Origin of the sequence: Blautia acetigignens (assembly GCF_025566865.1) — a bacterium.
In the GTDB taxonomy this organism is placed as follows: Bacteria; Bacillota; Clostridia; order Lachnospirales; family Lachnospiraceae; genus Blautia_A; species Blautia_A acetigignens.
This window is the reverse complement of record NZ_JAOQJM010000008.1, coordinates 46,280-63,461: the sequence shown is the minus strand read 5'-3', so window position 1 is coordinate 63,461 and position 17,182 is coordinate 46,280. Positions and strand designations below refer to the sequence as shown.

Sequence of the window (17,182 nt, the reverse complement as noted above, 5' to 3'; positions counted from 1 at the left end):
TAAGAAATACTGCATTCTATGCGACGGATGATAAAATTTTGCGTGATATATGATGAAAAACAAAATATACAGGAGCATTGGAAAGAAAATCACGGAATGGATGATGCACAGATTGTAGATTTATATTTTGCCAGAGATGAAAGTGCGATTACAGAGACAAAAAACAAGTATCAAAATATGTGCTTCTTGATTGCGCATAACATTTTATATAACCGGGAAGATTCAGAAGAATGTGTGAATGATACGTGGCTTTTTACATGGAATAGTATTCCTCCGAAAAGGCCTTCTATATTAGCTCCTTTTGTTTCAAAGATTACGAGAAATACCGCAATTGACCGATATCGCAAAAGAAATGCACAAAAGCGAATGAATTCTCACATGGAAAATATTGCAGGAGAGGTAGAGAAGTTAGGAAGTGTAATTTCTTCAGAAATTGATGCGTATTTGCGAAGGAAAGAAATTGTAGAAATTTTCAATGACTTTTTGCAGGGGCTCTCTGAACGTGACAGGGATATTTTTATACGACGTTACTGGTACATGGATTCTATAAAGAAAATCGCAAACAGACACAGATGTGGGGAAAGCAAAATAAAATCAGTTTTGGCACGCAGCAGGAAAAAACTTTACGCTTTGTTGAAGGAGGCTGGCTATGCAGGATAACAAGGGTTGGGATTTTCTGGAGGTATTTGCGGATGTTAATGAAAATTACATCTATCAGGCTTCAAAACCCTGGAGAGAAAATAAAACCATAGTGTTCAGAAAATATATGAGGTTTGCGGTTGCCTGTGTTGTGATAATAATTGCAGTGGCAATAGGAGCAACACATAAGAATGAGGTCAAAGCTGCCTGGAATAAAATGACTTCTTTAATTAGCAGGATATTAGGCAGTACAGAAGATGCGGATGATTATGTAAAACAAATTCAGAAAACGATTCGAAAGAACGGGATTGCAGTATCTTTAGAGGAAGTGGCGATGGATCATGAGAATTTGTGGATTGCTTATTCTTTGAGCAATGAGAGCGGTGATAATGATATATCCATGAACAGTGCCGAGGCCGTAATCGATGGGAAAAATTTAGCACTGGAGGGGCAGTATTCGTTTAATACTAATTCGAAAGCTGATGATGCAGTCTCTAAAAGTTATGTGGCAAAATTTTACCGAAATGATTTGTCTGGTTCACAGAAAATTGATATAACGATTGGTACATTTAAAACGGAAGATGATCAGATTGAGAAGAAGGATGAATACATTTTTTCCTTTACTGCTACGCTGGAAACCTTAGCCGTAGATACGAAGGAAATACCCATTAAGGAATCCATGCAGCTGCAAAATGGGAAAAACATTGCTATTTCAAAAATTAAATATAATATTTTTGGCGGAACAATTTATGGTGAATTGCCAGATATGGCAGAAAATGATGAATTCTTGATCCGCGGAGAAGATGATCTTGGAAATGAACTGGTTTTTGAACTGAATTCATATCGAAATCCAGATCTTGTATTTGATCTGACAGATTCCGGAATTTCTCCAAATGCGAAACAGCTAACTTTGCAGTTATATTATTATGCAGACGATGCTGGAAACCAATTTGTATATCAGGATGGGGATGATGAATTTTATGTAGAAGAATCTTCCAGTGAGTATGGAGAAAATGAAAATCCGGAGGATAGAGCAGTTCCGGTTGGAGATGGGTTTATGATAGATTTGCAAGAGTAGACTAATAGGAATAGAAGACAGCCATCAGTGAAAAATAGCTGGTAGCTGGCTATATATTTTTAATTTGATTACAAATCATCTCATAGAGCATTGCGTTCCTAAAACAAAAATGATATTATATAAATGCAAACAATAAAATAGATATTCTTAAAACTTTCTAAAGTCATTGAACTGGCCTTGGTTTTGTGATACTCTGGTACTACATTTCAGGAACTCTGTATTTTTCTTATGCCGTTCGGCAGCAAATTCCTGTAAGTAGTATAAAGTGAAAGAAGGTGAAGGCCTTTGGGGCTAAAGACCAGGGAATGCAAGAATATCTGGCAGACCATGAGCGATTTGCGGATCTGATTAATGGAACTGTATTTGCAGGGAAGCAGATTATTGAGGCTCAGTATCTGAAAGAAGTACAGAGGAAAAAACGGGTATCAGTAGCGGATACTGCTGATCTGGTAAATTTACAAAAGAAAAACAGTTCTTCTCAAAATGGAACGAAGAGAATTTATCTGGAAAGGGAGCGTGATTTTTTACGGCTTTATGATAAGCCTGGCTGTAGATTCCTGATTGCATGTGAAGTGGAATCCAGTGCTGATTATGAAATGCCGGTACGCTGTCTTACTTATGATGGAGTCGAATATACGAATCAGTTAAAAGCACGCAAGCAAAAAGATGATTCTGAAAAAACTCATGAACGTCAACCATTGATTCTAGTTTTTCATCTGGTAGTTTATCTGGGCGAGAAACGTTGAATCAGCAAACAGCATTTACAGGAAATGATGAAAATTCCTGAAGAAGTGAAGAAATTTTCAGGACAGCTTCCTGAATATGATATTGGCTTAGTTGACATTCATGAGCAGAATCCAGATTTGTTCCATACGGAATGAAAAGAAATCTTTAAGATTATGAACCATAGCCGGAAGAAGGAAGAACTGAGAAAGTACATAGAAGATCATAAAGAAGAAATACAAAAGTTAAGCGTGGAAACCAGGTGGTTTCTGGGGATTTTGTTGGAGCAGTATACGATTGTGGATGAAAGAGTTATGGAGGTGAAGGACATGTGTGAAGCATGGGACGGTGCGGTAAAATTGCAGGCGCAGATAGAGGGTAGGGTGATTGCTCAGGAACTGGCGCCTAAAATGGCGGAAGAGATGGCGGCTAAAATAGCGAAAGATATGGCGGCTGATATGGCTCCGAAAATGGCAGAAGAGATGGCTGGAGAAATGGCGGAAGAAATAGTTGAAAAGCGTCTCAAAGAGCATAAGCAACGTTTAAAAAGAAAAGAAAAAGAAAGAAATAAAAAAGTTGTTTATAACATGTTCGCGAAGGGTTATCCGCAGGAAGAAATATCCGAGATTTTGAATCTGCCATTTTCAAAGGTAAAGAAATGGTGCAAAAATTTCAGTAAAGATGCTGCAGTAGAAATGGCATAAACATTGGGTGAGTCTCTTTACAGTTTGAAAGATAGCTGTAAAGGGACTTTTCTTTATTTCTTGAAACGGAACGTGGGAAATAATCACCGTAATTATGCAATCTGTCCATGTAAACTATCCATACACGATAAAAAAACAGCATATTGCGTTAAAAAGATGCAGAAGCGTGGAAAAATGTTATTATTTTAGATAAGATATTATGGAAGAAGTGTGGGAATATTTGGGGATTGGAGGAGGAAAAATGCTTCGCATTGCGATTGTAGAAGATAACGATACAGACAGAGAAATAATAACAGATGCTTTGGGACGGTTTGAGACAGAGGAGAATGAGCATTTTAGTATAACGGAGTTTCATGATGCCATGGATTTTCTGGAACAGCGGAAAATGGACTTCCAGATGGTATTTATGGACATTCAGATGCCGTACATGGACGGGCTTGAGGCGGCGCGGAAATTCCGGGAGAGAAACACAGAGGCAGTGCTGGTTTTTGTGACAAGCATGGCACAGTATGCGGTTCACGGCTATGAGGTGGATGCTATGGATTACATTGTAAAGCCCCTTAACTATTTCAGCTTCAGCTTGAAAATGAAACGGGCGGTAAAGCAAATCCATTCCCGTGAAAAACAGCAGTTCATCATCAACACCAGAAACGGCCTTGTGAAAACCTCTATAGACGAAATCAAATACGTGGAAGTACTGGGCCACAAAGTAATCTATCATCTTGAGGAAAAGGATGTGGAAGCCTATGGCAGCATGAAAAAGGTAATGGAAGAACTTCCAAACAACACATTTGCATTATGCAACAACTGCTATTATGTAAACCTATATTACGTGACTTCTGTGGAAGGTTATCTGGTAAGCATTGGGGAAATCCAGCTGCAGATCAGCCATCCCAGGAAGAAAAGCTTTATGAAAGCCCTGAATGATTATGTAGGAGGATGCAGCGCATGAACATATGGGAGATTGTCTGGAAATGTGAACTTACCTTTGAATTACTGCTGTTCAGTTTCCTGATGTGCCGTAATTTTGCCAGAAAACCGCTGTTCTGGATAAGAGCGGCTGCCGGAAGCGGAATCTGTCTGTTTGGAACGCTGCTCTTTGTAAGCAATACCAAAACCATGTGGGAAAGTATCCCGGGAATCATAATCATGTTTCTTCTGAGCATGCTGACCATGGTATTTTGCTATGAAAATTCTGTGAGGGAAATCTTTTTCGTCAGTGTGGCGGCGTACAGTACCCAGATTATTTTGTACAGCGTGTTTATTCTGTTACAGACTTTTCTGAACATAAACGATGGGATTGCATTTATTCTGCTTTATGTAGTGTTGCTGGCAGTGGCCGTATATATGGTACTGCATTTTATGGAAAAGAGAATCGATGAAACGGAGCATGTAACCGTTCACCCGGGTTTCCTCTTGCTGCTTTTGGTAACAGCAGGGCTGATTGATACGGTGTTTAAGTTTTATATGGTAGACCATATGCTTGGCGTGGAGACAAAAGAGATTTTCGCTGCGTGGAAAATTTTTTCCATGGTTGCCTGTCTGCTGCTTCTGATGGTACAGTTTGGTACTTTGAAGCGCAATTCCATTTCTGCCCAGAAGCAGCAGCTGGAAGATCTGCTCTATCAGAAACAGCAGCAATATGAGCTTTCCAGAAAAAATATGGAACTGATCAATATCAAATGCCATGATCTGAAGCATTGGTTCAAGCGTCTGCAAAGTCTGTCTGGAAGTGCCTACGAAAAAGAGGCGAAGGAAATCCAGAAAGCACTGGCAATTTATGATTCTATGTTTCAGACGGGAAACAAGATTCTGGATACCATTCTTACAGAAAAGAAACTCTACTGTGAATATAACAAAATTAACATGACCTGTATCGCAGAGGGAGAAAAACTGGATTTTTTATCAGAAAGTGAGCTTTGTTCCCTGTTTGGAAATATTGTGGACAATGCGGTGACTGCTGTTTCCCATCTGGAAGAGGAAGAGAAACGGACAATCAATATTCTGGTGCGTACCCGGGGAAATTTCCTGTCCATTCATGAGGAAAATTATTATGAGGGAGAATTGAAAAAATCTGGCGATGGTTTTGAGACAACCAAGAAAGATAAAGAGCATCACGGTTTTGGTCTGAAGAGCATTAAGATGATTACGGAAAATCATCACGGAAATATGTCCGTGACAGCGGAGGACGGAGTGTTCAATATTAATATTTTGATTCCCCTGCCAAGCATGGAAAAATGAGCAGCGTGGCGTGCGTAAATGTTTATGCACGCTATATTTTTACTGGTCGGATGAAAGGCACTTGCATGAATGAAGATTATGACGGAAAAATGCAAGGTTATGCAAGTATGGTAGCAAACTGCCAGTAAGGATGATAAACTTTTTCATAATAAGTCAACGAATTTGGAGGAATGAGAGATGTTTAAGAAGAAAGTATTATTGGCACTTGGTATGGCAGCAGTATTAAGCACAGGCTGTGCAGCAACATCTGTTTGGGCAGAAGAGAATGCAGATGTGCAGGCAGAGACGGAAAGTACAGATACAGAAGAAAATTCTGAAGCAGAAGGCGAAGCAGAGGAAGCAAATCCAGAAATAGAGGAAGGCTACACCACCGAACTGGATGGCTGCACAAAAGTGGTTTCCTGGTGTAAAAATGGAGACAACAATATTTACGGACAGTTTTACTATCCAGCTGATTTTGACGAAAACCAGACTTATCCGGTGGTCATTATGAGTCACGGAATCGGCTCCACTTCCCAAATGATGGAGCGTGCGAAATGGCCGGAAAAAGCAGCACAGGACGGCTATGTGGTTTATACCTTTGATTTCTGCGGCGGTTCCCAGAATGGAAACAGCGATATGGATTTTATGGACATGACGGTTATGACAGAGAAGTCTGATTTAAGCGCAGTTATGGATTTTGTGAAATCAAAGGATTATGTGGATCAGGATCATCTGTTCCTTCTTGGACAGAGCCAGGGCGGACTTGTCAGTGCGCTGACAGCGGCAGACCGTGCGGATGATGTGGCGGCTATGATCCTAGTTTATCCGGCACTTTGCATTGCGGACAATGCAAAGGAGACCTATGCATCTGCAGAAGATATTCCAGAAGGCGAGGCGGAGATGCCAGTTGGAACGGTTGGCTCTGAATATGTGAAGGCAGTTTATGATTTAGATGTTTATGGAACCATCAGTGCGTATGACGGAGATGTTATGCTAATTCACGGAATTAATGACAGCCTGGTTCCATATAGCTATTCTGAAAAAGCACTGGAAGAGTCTTATACAAGTGAAGGCTCTGTTCTGGTTCCGATATATGGAAAGCGTTCTACTCATGGATTTGAGATGAACTTCGAAGAGGGAAGGGATTATGCGGAAACGGTAGGCTTGGAATTCCTGGATGCTCACTTAGAGGAAAAATAATCTCAGATTGAATTGCTGGAAATAAAATATGGGGTGCTCTTATCGAGTGCCCATTTTTTAAAAGGAGGAGAAAAGTGAAAAGGAAAAAATTTGAGGCCGCAGCTATGGCAGCAATTCTGGCTGCCATGTCTTTGAATGGATCACTGATACACGTAAGTGCAGCAGAAAATAACGGAAGTGAGGACGACTTTGCCAATCAGATTGCAGCGGAATTTTCCCAGCCGGAAATGAAATATAAACCTTATGCCCGCTGGTGGCTGGCAGAAGGTTCTCATACAGATGAGACTTTGCGGGAATCTGTGCAGGAACTTTATGACGATGGTTATGGCGGAATTGAGTTTGTAACTCTGGATGAGTCCCGGTATTTGGACAAGGAAACCTACGCGTGGGGTTCTCCAGAGTGGATTCATGACACGAAAGTGATTATTGAGGAATGCAACCGTCTTGGGATGAGCGTAAGCATGACAAGCGGAACCCACTGGTCCACAGCCAACCTGATTTCCATTACACCGGATGAGGAAGCGGCATCTCAGGAGCTTGGGGTATCTCCAAGAGTGGAGTACAAGGAGGCAAATACAAAGCTTCTTCCGGTTATGAGAAGTGCAGAGGATGCAGATTATCTCTATCTTTATCACTACATGTATGAGGATGAGGAAAACTACGAGGGTGAAATTTCACTGGATGGAATTTATGAGCCTTATGTGATCGACACCTGGAGCGGAAACGTGGAAAAGGTTCAGGGCGTCAGCTATGAAGATGGCAGAACTGTGCTGCATGTGGATGCGGCACCTGGAGAGACGATGGTGTTTGCACTGAAGCATGGGGATGACGGAGAAAACTCTGTGGAGCAGATTGAGGCAGAGAATTCTGGAGAAGGAACAAGGAATGAAGCAAAAGACATTGCAGATACGAAATCAGAAGTTGAGAAGAATGTTTCGAAAAATGCAGCTGGTGCAAAAGAGAAAGAAGGCAATGAAGCAGTAGATGAACTGCAGGAAAAAAGTTCTATTAATAATGTACTTACACTGAGTAACTGGAACCTTACCATAGATTCTTACGAGCCTGGCGAGAAAGTAACCCGCACCGAGGAAAACGAGGATACCGGAGTCACCACAACAGAAGCTGCTTACACAACCAATCACGTAGAAATAGACGTCGGAACCTTGTCTGAGCTGGTTTCATGGAAAGATATAGAGTCTGTTGGTGAAACTGTGTCTGGTATTGGAACCTACACCACTACATTTGAACTTCCAGATGAATGGCAGATTGCAGAAAATACTGAAGCCAGCGAAGGCGACACAGAATCAGCTTCTTCAGAAGCTGCCAAAACGAACTCAGGCAAAATTGAATTCCAGGCCGACAGCTTCCAGGGCGGAACCGCCGCTATCTGGATCAACGACACCAAAGTCCCGGTCAACATGGACCGCCGCACCGCTGACCTCACTGCCTACATACAGCCCGGTGAAAATACCATTACCGTGCGCGTGACCAGCTCCCTTCGCAACATTATGATCACCCAGGGCTACGACGGCTGGATCTTCGGCACCCCAGACCCAGATGATTATGGAATGACTGGGGAAACGAAACTTGTGTATACAAAATAAAATCTATATAGAAGATATAAGTCAAAAGGCATTACAGGAAGCGAAAATCCTGCAATGCCTTTTCAAATACTGATTATTTCTCCGGGAACATTTTGCCGAAGAGGAAGCGGATAAGGGGACCGCAGTACATGAGCTGCCAGAAGAAAGCAACTGGGAAGTTCATGAAGGTTGTCTGGAACCATACGGCAACGAACTGGGAACCTGCGTTTTTGAATAAGATTGTGGCAATCAGGCTCATGACCGGGCACATGATGCAGATGATCATAATGGAAATTGCTACTGTGATTGCAAATGGTCTGTCCTTTGGTGTGACGATGCGGAAGGCAAGTTTATGAGCAAGGTTGTCCACAATAAAGAATTCCAGCACAAATGCAACCGGCCACATGATTTTCATTTCACCGAAGGCCATCAGGAATACCTGGTTGCTCATTCCGCCGATGTTCAGGGAAATGTTGTAGCAGATCATGGCGTAAACCATGAGAAAGGACATCATCAGGGTAAAGATTACATTTTGAAACTTTGTTTTTGGCATAAAATTTTTCTCCTTTTTTGAATTTTGAGTACAAAAAAGACACATGTGTTGTTCGTTATCAAGCGTACACTTGTGTCGTTTCCAATTTTATACCAGAGCTAATTTGTTATGAAGTTGTTTACCGAGTGATTATTATACCAGATAATCGGAGAATTGCAATTAAAAAATTTCAAATACCAAGTAAAAACTATCGTTGCTTTTGCACAAAATTTATGAATTATTAGCAAGCCACAAATCCAACTGCCGTTGATTTTCCTCAATTATCTGGTTGATCCCGGCATCACTTAGCAGTACATTCATATTTTTCACAGCTCCCTCCACATCTGCAATCATCCCGCATTCCAAAGGCGGCAGATATTCGGAAAGCACCCGCATAACGGCGGCATACTCAGAGGCAATCGGTGATACGTCAAAGGTGTAGCCAAGAAGCGGGCTGACCGTGATATTGTCTCGGAAATCTTTTAAATCCTGGTAGAAATCTTCTGTAACGGGCTGCCACTGGTAAATGTCCATAAAATCTCCAAAAACAGAGAAATAGCGGCTGTATCCAATATTATCAGCAGAAACGTTGTCTGGGTAAGTGATAATGCGGTCGCTTACCTTCTGATATTCCTGGCCTTCAATTCCATTCATCAGCAAATTGGAAATTTTAGAATTGGAATACATCAGATTAAGAAATTCCATGGCTTTTTCCGGATTACGGGAGGTGGAACTGATTCCCCATCCATCTTCCTGCACCTGGCTGGTGCGAAGGGGCGTCTGGGAAGTGGTGGCAAACATATCCACCTGAAAACCATAATTTTTTGCCTGCAAAGCTTCCTCCACCGGATTGGCAGTGAGCCATGTCATAAAAATTTCCTCATTCTGGAAAAGCTGATTTACCAGAAGGCCTGAGGTAAGAGAATCTGCTGGAAGCCATCCGTTTTGCTGCCACCGCCTGAGAAGCTGACAGTATGCAAGATATTCTTCTGTTTCAAAAACATTTACAATATCAGTTCCGGAATCGCCGGACACAGAGACTCCATTTGCGTACATACTGCTTCCCACCGGAACAACTGATGGGAAAAAGGTTCCAAGCAAAATCGGGTTATCACTGCCATCCCCCTGTGAAAGCAGGTATTTCCCGTGCTGATGGAGCGCTTCGGCAATAGCTTCGATTTCTTCCACAGACATGGTTTCTGAGAGGTGGATGTTATATCTGTCTGCCATATCTTTGTTGTAAAGAAAACCGGAATTTCCCCCGCAGTAAAGATTTGCAGGGACGGAGTAAATGTGGTCGTCAATCATGTCTGCTTTGATCAGGTCGCCTGCTTTTTCCAGAAGCGCAGAGCCATGGCTGGTGAGAAGGTCATCGAGAGGCAGCAGGGTTCCATCCGCCACCATCTCAGAAAGGGAAACGGTACGTCCGGTATTGATAATATCAAGCTGGTCATTCTGGGCAGACATCAGGCTGATGCGTGTGGCATGGTCGGAGATGGGGATGTTTTCAATTTTTACGGTGCAGTTGATTTCCGGAAGGGTGATGGCGCTGACGGCATCCGCTACTTTCTGAAGGTCAGGCATAGGGGTATCGCCAAGGGTCAGATGCTCGATCACGATCTGGCAGGGGGCATCCTCTGCGACGACTGTTTGGGCAGAATCCCCAGCTGGAATTCCAGAGCATCCCAAAAGAAGCATGCAAAGTGTACCTCCAGCAGCTAAGGTGATTCCACAGAGAAAATGCTCTTTTTTAGCTAAGCATTCCGATGTCCGGGAAGTTTTTCTGGAAAAGGTTTTTTCAAATAAATTCTGTAAACATAATTTATGATGCTTCAATGTTGCTCCCCCCTGTTGGTTATGGATTTGTGATTATTCACGAATGGAATTTTGTCAGATACATTTGGTGCACAGTGAGAATTGCGCTCTATTTCCCATACTGCTTGCGGTATTGCCCCGGGCTCATTCCCATATTGCGCTTAAATACCTTCATAAAATAAGTGTAATTATAATAGCCAAGCTGCACCGCAATATTCTCGATGGAAGAATCTGTGGACAGCAGAAGCTCCTTTGCCCGCAGAATCCGCTGCTCCGTCACATATTCCAGCACAGACATGTTGGTCTCTTTTTTGAAAAGACGCATCATGTATTGAGGATTCAGGGAAACATTCTGTGCAAGCTCCGACACGGTAAAAGGCTCCGTGAGATTCTGGTGAATGTAAGGTAGCACTTTTTGGCGGATAATGTCCCGGCCGGATTCCGGCTCCTTTTCCGGTTCCTGCCGGTAGGCTTTGCTTCGGAGATTCAAAGCCTCCACCGCTTTTTTCAGGCTGGCTTCCAGGTCTTCCTCATCCACTGGCTTCAGCAGATAATCCTGGCAGCCAAGCTGCATGGCTTTGCGAAGAAAGCTGTATTCCGGGTGGCAGGTAAGCATAATGCAGATCATGGGATCCTTGCTGAAACGTGCATATTCCATGGCCCATTCCACCAGGTCAAGGCCGTTTTCCCCTGGCATTTCAATGTCGCAGATCAGAATATTGACCGCATTCTTTTTCAGGAATTCCTTTGCCTGGCGGACGGAATACACGCCATGTACCTGGGAAATGCCGCATTTTTCCCAGTGGATATCTTCCATCAGCACATCTACTGAAAATTCTTCATCATCCAGAATAAGAACCGAATAAGTATTCATAACCGACCTCCTAATTTTCACATTGATTCAGGTGAATGGTGATTTCCACAACTGCGCCGTGGGGAAGTGCATTATAGCAGCGAATCTGGGCGCGGTCCTGATAGATCAGGTTAAGCCTTTCGATGCAGTTGTAGATACCGGTGCCAAGCAGTTCATTTTTCACATGAGTTTTGTGGTACTCCTCGATGGCCTCAAGGATTTCCGGGGAAAAGCCTTCGCCCTGATCCTGCACGCTGATACGGATTACAAAAGGCTCCACCTGTACAGCCTGGATCCGGATCATAATTTTTTCCTGCTCATCCTGGCCGTATTTCAGACTGTTTCCGATGAAGCTTTCCAGGAGAAAAGGCGGGATAGGGACAATGTCAATTCCGTCTTCGCAGAGGATTTCGTAGTCCAGCTTTCTGGGAAAACGGATTTTTTGAAGCTTGAGAAAATTTTCAATATGGTCCAGCTCCTGACCAAGGTTTACATAACGGGATTCGATGTTGACCACGTAGCGGTAATACTGGGAAAGAAGACGAATGATTTTCCGGGTGGCTTCCACATCACGGTTGCTGTAGGTGTACAGGGTGTTCAGGGAATTCAGGATAAAATGAGGCTGGATCTGCTGGCTGAGATAGCGCAGCTTTGTTTCATTTTGTTCCAGCTCCTGTTGGTAAATCTGGATCTGCATATCTTTGAGCTGGTCCATCATATGGTTAAATTCTGTCTCAATTTTCTCGAATTCCAGGCTGGTGCCGGACGGATTCTGAAGCCGGTGCTCAATATTTCCAGAGGCGATTTCCTCAATTCCCTGGGTCAGTTCTTTTACAGGGGTGAGTACCCAGTGGGAAATACAGAGGACTACGCAGATTACCAGAAGCAGGGCCAGGACGGTAACTGCGGCAAAGCTGCTGGAATACCAGTGGGGGGAAAGCCCAAGTTCAGCTGTCCCAAGGATTCTGGCAATGTACACGCCTGGATGAAGCGCCTGGCAGGTGATAAAAAACTGCCCATCCTTTTCCACAGTAGCGCCAAGATCTTCCCTGGGGATGACGGTTATGCCACCCTGGGTAGTGAGCACGTTTCCGGCAAAGTCTGTGAGAAGATAAGTGGGGGTATCTGCCGCTGCTGTACTTTCATTCTGACAGATATAGGAAAGGAGCGCATCATAGGAAATCCAGGAACCAAGACAGTAGCCGTCTCTTTTATAAAGCCAGTACAGATAATAGCCGTTGGCGGTGGAAACGGTGTTCCAAAGCTTGGAAGAAGCAGCAGAACCTGAGAAATTTTCCGCCTGTTTTCGAATCACGGCAGTCATTTCCGGATTTACTTTTTCATTGAGAAACAGGTTTTGCTCCGGGTAGTACACGAAAATATTTTCCATGAAGGGGTAGATCTCTTTTATGGAAGAAATCTGTTCTTTTATGCTGATCAGCAGGCTCCAGTGCCTCTGGGTATCAGACTGGGGAAAGGAGACCAGCTGGTTGAAGCTGTTGTTGTTGATTGGAAGATATAAAAGGGTTTCCTCCAGAATGTCAAAAATGTGATCCATGGAGGAGGCATATAAAGCAAGGTCATCTTCCGCTTTGGTGATCTGCTGCTCCTGCCAGTTCTGCCGTGTGCTGCGGCCGTTTTGGTATACCATGAAAATCACAGGAAAAACAATCAGCAGAATGACAATGGTGATCTTGCCTGTAAGGGTCTGGATAAAGTGTTTCATAGAGAAATCCTCGCAGTGCTTCTGTGTGGTTTGTGAAATTGAGAATTGCGGGAGCTGCTTTGCAGCGGAGCAATTCGTGGATATCGAGTTAGGGTCAAAAGCCCTTTTGCCCCTAACATCCTAATAAAAGTATAGCAAAACCATGAAATCCGTCAATAGAAAGTCATAATAGGAAAGGTTTGTGTCATTTACGGACATTATAGCCGGGGTGGTTTGCTGATAATATAAAACCAGAAGCATTCCGGGCAATGAACGCGGAATGTGCAGATATTGTCAAAATATGAAAAAGGAGAGCGAAGCAAATGAAAAAGTTAATGGTACTGGCAATGACAGGTTCCCTGCTGCTGACAGGAAACGCAGTTGCTGTACTGGCGGAAGAAACCGTCAGCGAAGAGACTACGGATGAGGCTGTCAGCGAAGAAGCACCAACAGAGGCTGAAGCAAAAAATGCAGATGATGCCTCAACAGAGGCTGAATCTGACGAGACAGAGGAAAACAGTGCACAGGGTGATGCTGTATCCGATGACGAGATTTCCCCATACCGTGCCTGCGAGCACACCAACAGCTACAAGCTGGCAGAGGACAGCCATGAGGCCACAGATACGGAAGGAGGTCTTCGTCATTATGTGTGCAGCGAGTGCGGTGCAGAGTATTCTTACCAGACAGATCCCCTTGTATATGAAACAAACCCGAAAACAGGAGAGCCGGCAGACCAGTCTGGTTCCAGCAATCCGCTGCTTCCATCCTGGGAGTATGTGCCGGATGGAGAACCTCACGTATTCTGGTCAAGAGATGATGAAGAGTGGCGTGTATATCTCTATGGCTCCCACGACAAAGAGGGAAAAAGCATGTGCAGTGCCGAGCAGGTTCTGTGGTCTGCACCTGTCTATGATTTAAGCGACTGGAGATATGAGGGCGTGATCCTGGATATTTCCGAGGGAAATACTTACGGCGGAAACATGCTGTTTGCTCCGGATGCAGAGTATGACGTGACTACAGATACTTATTATATGGTATCCAGCCAGGTATTTGAGAATTCTGTCCTTCGTTCTTCCACAAGCCCGGCAGGCCCATGGGACCCGGATCAGGCACTTCTCACCATTCCAATCAAGAATAGCTACGATCCAAGTCTTTACATTGAAAACGGAACCATTTACATGGCTGTTTCCAACATGACCTCCGGTTATGCAGATAACGAAGAAATCAGCAAAATGGTAGAAGAAGACAATTACACAACCGGCATGAAGCATGTGGCTTCTATCTACAAGCTGGACGGAAATGCAGATGACGGATATGAAATTGCAGAAACCACCTGGTGCCCAACCGATGAACGTGGTTTCCTTCCGATTTTTGAAGGACCGTCCCTGACTGGTTATGTGGATGAGCTTGGCGCTTATGTGCTTCTCTATGTAAGCTACGAGGTTGGCGCAGACGGAGCTTTCTACAATTCCGCAATCTCTTACGTATGGACCGATGACCTGATGAACGGCACCTGGCACTATGGTTCCAACGGAATTGACAATGATGTTGTAGGCTATGACACCAGCGTTCTTGTCAGCGGCGATCACGGAAATGTAATCTCCGATACCAGCGGACGCTATGTGAAAAATCAGGAAACAGGCGAGATGGAGTTTACGGATTTTGCAACTTATATCAGTGGAAACAACCACGGCGGAATGGCAAAGGTAAACGGAAAATGGTACTTCTTCGGACATCGCCAGACAAATGCAAGCAACGCTTCCAGACAGGCAATTGTCGGTCAGATCGGCGTTGGCCCTGCAGAAGACGGCAGCCCGGTAATCACTCCAATGGAACTTACCTCCTGCGGTGCAGCTGACAGCATGGATGCATTTTCCACATGGAATGCAAATACCACAACCTATCTTCTTGAGGCAGTGGATCACCCGGCACCATCCACAGAAGGGGACAACGTGCACAGTGACTGCCTTGTAAACGGACCATATGTTGTGGCAGACCGTGACCAGGATGCCGTTCACACTACCTGTGTAACAAATCTGAAGGACGGTAATATTGTAGGCTACAAATATCTTGATTTCGGTGATGCCGGAACAGATACTCTGAAAATGCTGGTTTCCAAAACCGCAGACTGTGCAGATGGTTCTGTTGACCTTTATCTGGATGCACCGTCAGAAGACCAGGGAGGAACTCTTGCAGGAACTCTGGAGCTGACCGCTGACGCAGTAGAAAATGCCCAGAATAAAGAGGATGGCTCCAACGAAACCTCCTGGAGTTGGCTTAAGGCAGACTGCCAGCAGGAAATCTCCGGGGTCCATGCAGTATACTTCGTTTTCCACGGCGAGGAAGGCAAGATGATCTGCAGCTTTGACCAGTTTGGATTTGAGAGAAATTAAGGAATAAAGAAAGGCATTGTGAGAATTGCACATTTTCACAGTGCCTTTTTTGTGCATAACTGTGAAGGAGTAGCAGCCCGTCCTGCAAGCTGCGCATCGGTTTTGTACTACTTGCGATAAATTTCATACACTTTGCGCTAAAAACGGGTACGGGAAAATTCAGATGCTATAATACTTGCATAAAGTAAAACATGCTGTCTGCTGATTGGGAAGCTTATGTTTAAGCGCGGGCAGCAAAGCAAAAATAGTAAATGGAGGATGAAGTATGAAAACAAAGCAGGCTGTAAATCCGTATTTGCCAAGCTGGGAATACGTGCCGGACGCAGAACCGCATATTGTGGACGGACGTGTATATATATATGGTTCTCATGATCTTTTTAACGGCTTGAATTTCTGTCTTGGAGACTATGTATGCTGGTCAGCACCGGTAGACGATCTTGGCAACTGGCGTTATGAGGGTGTTATTTTCAAAAGAGAGCAGGATCCGGCAGCGCCGAAGATCCGTCTTACAAATGGTCTGGCAGCACCGGATATGATCCAGGGATCGGACGGAAGATTTTATCTTTATTATTTCATGGGCGGCACCAAGATGATCTCTGTGGCTGTCTGTGACAAGCCGGCAGGCAAATATGAATTCTATGGTTATGTAAAATATGCAGACGGCACTCCTATTGGAAAGAAAGAGGAGCCACTGCAGTTTGACCCGGGCATTTTTATGGATGACGATGGAAAGCTGTATCTTTACACAGGCTTTGCCCTTCAGGGAAATCCCCTTCTGCTTGATGGCTCCAAGCCGACTGAGCACGGTGCAATGTGCTTCGAGCTGGACCCCGCAGATATGCTTACTGTAAAAATGGGACCGAAATACATTGGAATTGCCAGTGAGAAAGAAGCACCAGGAAGTTCTTATGAGGGACATCCCTTCCTGGAGGCAAGCTCCATGCGTAAATTCAATGGAACCTATTACTTCATCTACAGCTCCCTGAACAGCCATGAGCTTTGCTATGCAACAAGCGATAACCCTACAGAGGGCTTTGAGTTTGGTGGTGTTCTGGTCAGCAACGGGGACATCGGCCTTCCTGGAATCACAGATGTAAAAAATGCAAGAAACTGTACCGGAAACACTCACGGAAGCCTGATCGAGATTAATGGAAGCTATTATGTTTTCTATCACAGACACAGTAACCGTAAGCAGTCTTCCCGTCAGGCTTGTGCAGAGCGCATCCGCTTCGAGAATGGCAAATTCTATCAGGCAGAGATGACCTCCTGTGGTCTGAATGACGGACCGCTTAAGGGAAAAGGAAACTATCCTTCCTACATCGCCTGCAACGTATATGGCAAAAAGGGAACCCGTTTCCTGAGCATGATCAAGCATTTCAAGTCTGGTCATCCATATCTGACACAGGAGGGAAAAGACCGTGAACAGGGCTCTGACCAGTATGTGGCAAATATGTGCGACGGAGCAGTGGCAGGTTTCAAATATTTTGACCTGCGTGAGACCTCAAAGGTTCGCATTAACATTAAGGGAAAAGCAACTGGAGTTGTTTATGTGACCACAGAGGAAGGCGGCAAGCCAGTGGCAAAGATCCAGGTGAAACCTTGCAAAGAGCAGCATGGCTTTGCGGCTGATTTAAGCGGACTTGGCGAGAAAGAGGCACTGTATTTCAGCTACAAGGGAACTGGTGCGTTTGACTTTATGTCCTTTGACCTGAAGTAAAAACGCCTTAAAAAGCA

14 protein-coding genes are annotated in these 17,182 nt (G+C 44.1%); 10 read left to right on the top strand and 4 right to left on the bottom strand.

From position 1 onward, the window contains the following. Positions 1-42: 42 nt before the first annotated feature. The 8 genes from OCV70_RS11175 (at position 43) to OCV70_RS11140 (ending at position 8,171) form a co-directional block, all read left to right on the top strand. Entirely contained in the window at positions 43-660 is a 618-nt protein-coding gene (locus OCV70_RS11175; RefSeq protein ID WP_317259467.1) for an RNA polymerase sigma factor, read from the top strand. Then, a complete protein-coding gene (locus OCV70_RS11170; protein WP_021924842.1) occupies positions 650-1,717 on the top strand; it encodes a DUF4179 domain-containing protein in 1,068 nt (355 codons plus the stop codon). Before OCV70_RS11175 ends, OCV70_RS11170 begins: the two co-directional genes overlap by 11 nt. Before the next feature lie 305 nt (positions 1,718-2,022). After that, complete coding sequence (locus OCV70_RS11165; RefSeq protein WP_195588209.1) at positions 2,023-2,463, top strand: hypothetical protein; 441 nt, start codon at positions 2,023-2,025, stop codon at positions 2,461-2,463. 306 nt (positions 2,464-2,769) lie between these two features. Beyond that, entirely contained in the window at positions 2,770-3,144 is a 375-nt protein-coding gene (locus tag OCV70_RS11160; RefSeq protein ID WP_173767050.1) for a RecX family transcriptional regulator, read from the top strand. Between the two features lie 241 nt (positions 3,145-3,385). Beyond that, entirely contained in the window at positions 3,386-4,096 is a 711-nt protein-coding gene (locus tag OCV70_RS11155) for a LytR/AlgR family response regulator transcription factor (protein WP_021924845.1), read from the top strand. Continuing rightward, entirely contained in the window at positions 4,093-5,385 is a 1,293-nt protein-coding gene (locus OCV70_RS11150; protein WP_021924846.1) for an ATP-binding protein, read from the top strand. Before OCV70_RS11155 ends, OCV70_RS11150 begins: the two co-directional genes overlap by 4 nt. A 177-nt stretch (positions 5,386-5,562) precedes the next feature. Further along, positions 5,563-6,567 carry an alpha/beta hydrolase family protein gene (locus OCV70_RS11145; protein WP_021924848.1) on the top strand — a complete coding sequence of 335 codons (1,005 nt, stop codon included), beginning with the start codon at positions 5,563-5,565 and terminating at the stop codon, positions 6,565-6,567. A 74-nt stretch (positions 6,568-6,641) separates the two neighbouring features. Further along, positions 6,642-8,171, top strand: coding sequence for a hypothetical protein (locus OCV70_RS11140; protein WP_173767048.1), 1,530 nt, complete (start codon positions 6,642-6,644; stop codon positions 8,169-8,171). A 73-nt stretch (positions 8,172-8,244) separates the two neighbouring features. Here the strand turns inward: OCV70_RS11140 and OCV70_RS11135 are convergent, their stop codons facing one another. The 4 genes from OCV70_RS11135 to OCV70_RS11120 form a co-directional block, all read right to left on the bottom strand. After that, a complete protein-coding gene (locus OCV70_RS11135) occupies positions 8,245-8,703 on the bottom strand; it encodes a DUF2798 domain-containing protein (protein WP_173767046.1) in 459 nt (152 codons plus the stop codon). A 210-nt stretch (positions 8,704-8,913) separates the two neighbouring features. Next, the gene (locus tag OCV70_RS11130) at positions 8,914-10,380 is read right to left on the bottom strand and encodes an ABC transporter substrate-binding protein (protein ID WP_173767044.1); all 1,467 of its coding nucleotides are present in this window, start codon (positions 10,378-10,380) and stop codon (positions 8,914-8,916) included. Positions 10,381-10,606: 226 nt separating this feature from the next. Further along, on the bottom strand, positions 10,607-11,371 hold the full coding sequence (locus tag OCV70_RS11125) for a response regulator transcription factor (protein ID WP_021924852.1): 765 nt from the start codon (positions 11,369-11,371) through the stop codon (positions 10,607-10,609). 10 nt (positions 11,372-11,381) lie between these two features. Then, positions 11,382-13,076 (bottom strand): sensor histidine kinase, encoded by a 1,695-nt coding sequence (locus tag OCV70_RS11120; protein ID WP_173767042.1) that lies wholly within the window; start codon positions 13,074-13,076, stop codon positions 11,382-11,384. Positions 13,077-13,378: 302 nt separating this feature from the next. On the opposite strand from OCV70_RS11120, the gene OCV70_RS11115 reads away from it, so the two are divergent. Both OCV70_RS11115 and OCV70_RS11110 read left to right on the top strand, forming a co-directional pair. Further along, positions 13,379-15,448 carry a carbohydrate-binding protein gene (locus OCV70_RS11115; RefSeq protein WP_173767040.1) on the top strand — a complete coding sequence of 690 codons (2,070 nt, stop codon included), beginning with the start codon at positions 13,379-13,381 and terminating at the stop codon, positions 15,446-15,448. 265 nt (positions 15,449-15,713) lie between these two features. Further along, positions 15,714-17,165, top strand: coding sequence for a family 43 glycosylhydrolase (locus tag OCV70_RS11110; protein ID WP_117849374.1), 1,452 nt, complete (start codon positions 15,714-15,716; stop codon positions 17,163-17,165). The last annotated feature ends 17 nt before the right edge of the window (positions 17,166-17,182 follow it).

Bases quoted from the DNA above. Each gene is read 5' to 3' on its own strand.
- OCV70_RS11120 (WP_173767042.1), bottom strand. From the start codon at position 13,076: ATGAAACACTTTATCCAGACCCTTACAGGCAAGATCACCATTGTCATT.
- OCV70_RS11130 (WP_173767044.1), bottom strand. From the start codon at position 10,380: ATGCTTCTTTTGGGATGCTCTGGAATTCCAGCTGGGGATTCTGCCCAA.
- OCV70_RS11135 (WP_173767046.1), bottom strand. From the start codon at position 8,703: ATGCCAAAAACAAAGTTTCAAAATGTAATCTTTACCCTGATGATGTCC.
- OCV70_RS11145 (WP_021924848.1), top strand. From the start codon at position 5,563: ATGTTTAAGAAGAAAGTATTATTGGCACTTGGTATGGCAGCAGTATTA.
- OCV70_RS11170 (WP_021924842.1), top strand. From the start codon at position 650: ATGCAGGATAACAAGGGTTGGGATTTTCTGGAGGTATTTGCGGATGTT.
- OCV70_RS11160 (WP_173767050.1), top strand. From the start codon at position 2,770: ATGTGTGAAGCATGGGACGGTGCGGTAAAATTGCAGGCGCAGATAGAG.
- OCV70_RS11125 (WP_021924852.1), bottom strand. From the start codon at position 11,371: ATGAATACTTATTCGGTTCTTATTCTGGATGATGAAGAATTTTCAGTA.
- OCV70_RS11110 (WP_117849374.1), top strand. From the start codon at position 15,714: ATGAAAACAAAGCAGGCTGTAAATCCGTATTTGCCAAGCTGGGAATAC.
- OCV70_RS11150 (WP_021924846.1), top strand. From the start codon at position 4,093: ATGAACATATGGGAGATTGTCTGGAAATGTGAACTTACCTTTGAATTA.
- OCV70_RS11155 (WP_021924845.1), top strand. From the start codon at position 3,386: ATGCTTCGCATTGCGATTGTAGAAGATAACGATACAGACAGAGAAATA.
- OCV70_RS11165 (WP_195588209.1), top strand. From the start codon at position 2,023: ATGCAAGAATATCTGGCAGACCATGAGCGATTTGCGGATCTGATTAAT.
- OCV70_RS11115 (WP_173767040.1), top strand. From the start codon at position 13,379: ATGAAAAAGTTAATGGTACTGGCAATGACAGGTTCCCTGCTGCTGACA.